A 1,998-nucleotide genomic window follows, 5' to 3' on the forward strand; every position below is an offset into this window, starting at 1 on the left:
GACGCCGCACCCGGCTGGCGGGCCGGTCGGGGCCGCGGCCGCCCGGCCCGCCGGTAAACACGCCACCGTCCCGGAAACTCCCCCGTCCCGTCGTTCCCTGCCAGTAAGCTCGTGAAGGCTCTCCAGTCCCCCAGAGTGGAGAGCCGGGAACCCCACGCTTGAGTCCTTGGATTCGCGCGGGGGTTCCTCATGCCCTGTCTCCCACCGCGGCCAGGCCATCCTGAACACATTCCCCCGCTCAAAGCTGTCCCCGCTGGCGTGCAACCCGACAGCTGTTCCGGCCCTATGGAAGGGCGCCGGAATCGCGGTCTTCCGTGGCGCCGGCGGGACCACCGTTTTGCTGCGCGGACCGCACGGCGTAGCGTCGAAGCGGATTCAGGGTGTACCCGGGCCACTACACAAGGAGCTCAAATTGCGTCGTCCTTTCGCCATCCTCGGTTTAGCTACCGTCTTGGTCCTGGCTGACTGCGCCGGTGGCCATGCTGCCGCGCCGACGCCGGGGGCTCCGGCTCTGCCCCGAACGGCCTCACCAGCGCCCGGTTCGTCGTCAATCGCGCCTTCTTCGTGGGCTGTGCGGAACCTGGCCCTGACTGCCAACACTACGGATTGTGTTTCTGCCACGCTGTCCGGGATGACCCTAGCCCAACAGGTCGGGCAGCTGTTCATGATGGGCGTCAGCAGTACCGCACCGACGACTACCGAGCTGAAGGAGATCACCGCAGGCCATCTCGGCGGCGTCGTCTTAATGGGACACAGCACGGCCGGTGCCGGCCCCACGCTCCAGATCGCGGACCGGTTGCAGGCCCAAGCCACCGGCCAGAGCACGGCAGGGGTTGCGCTCTCTATTGCAGTCGACCAGGAAGGTGGCCTCGTCCAAGTCCTGAGCGGTCCTGGGTTCTCCACCATCCCGAGCGGACTGGCTCAGGGCTCGATGGGCAGCGCCGACCTTCGTCGGTCGGCGACGACGTGGGGCCACGAGCTGCTCAGGGCGGGGGTTACACTCAACCTTGCTCCCGTGCTGGATACCGTGCCCGCCAGTCTCGGAGCAGGCAACATACCGATCGGCTACTACGGGCGGGAGTACGGCTACTCACCAGAAGTAGTCACCACGCACGGGACGGCGTTTGCTAGTGGGATGGCCGGGGCCAAGGTGCAGGCCACAGGCAAGCACTTTCCCGGTCTCGGCCGGGTGACCGCTAATACCGACACGACGTTCGGCGTCACCGACACCGTCACCACTCGCAACGACGCCTACCTACAGCCGTTCACCGCCGCGATCCTCCAAGGTATCCCGGCGATCATGGTTTCCCTGGCCAAATACAATGCCATCGACGGGTTGCGGGCGGTCTTCTCCCCCACTGTGCTGCAGGGCATGCTGCGCGACGACATGGGGTTCAGGGGCGAAATCATTTCCGACAGCATGGCTGCTACTGCAGTATCTGACCTCACCCCGGCCAGCCGTGCGCTCAACTTCCTGACCGCTGGCGGTACGGTCGTGCTCGACACGAATCCCTCCGACATTCCCCCGATGCTAAGCGCGGTGCTGTCAAAGGCGCAGCAGGACTCCAGCTTCCTGGCGCACGTGCGGGCCGCTGCGAACATCGTCCTCGAACAGAAGTACCGGGCGGGACTCGTGCACTGCCCAACTGCCTACGACCCGATCGTCCGGCAATACCAACAGCTCGGCGGCGGCAGCTCGTTCCTGGGCCGGCCCACCGGCGTCGAGTACCGTATCGGGGGCGGCCGCGCCCAGAACTACGCGAACGGCTCAATCTACTGGTCCTATACGACCAGCGCCCACGAAGTAAACGGCGGGATCCTCCACCACTACCAGGCACTCGGCGGCCCGGCCGGGCTGCTTGGCTTCCCCGTCACGGACGAAACCGGCACCCCCGGCGGCCGCTACAACACCTTCACCGGCGGCTCAATCTACTGGAGCCACGCGACCAGCGCCCACGAAGTAAACGGCGGGATCCTCCACCACTACCAGGCACTCGG

The 1,998-nt window shown here is 66.3% G+C and carries 1 protein-coding gene; it reads left to right on the forward strand.

What is annotated here, in order from left to right:
- Window positions 1–631: 631 nt before the first annotated feature.
- The coding region (locus HNO80_RS17725; RefSeq protein ID WP_175324166.1) for a glycoside hydrolase family 3 N-terminal domain-containing protein at window positions 632–1,998 on the forward strand (1,367 nt) is incomplete at its 3' end.

Origin of the sequence: Arthrobacter sp. C9C5 (assembly GCF_013359735.1) — a bacterium.
GTDB lineage: Bacteria > Actinomycetota > Actinomycetes > Actinomycetales > Micrococcaceae > Arthrobacter.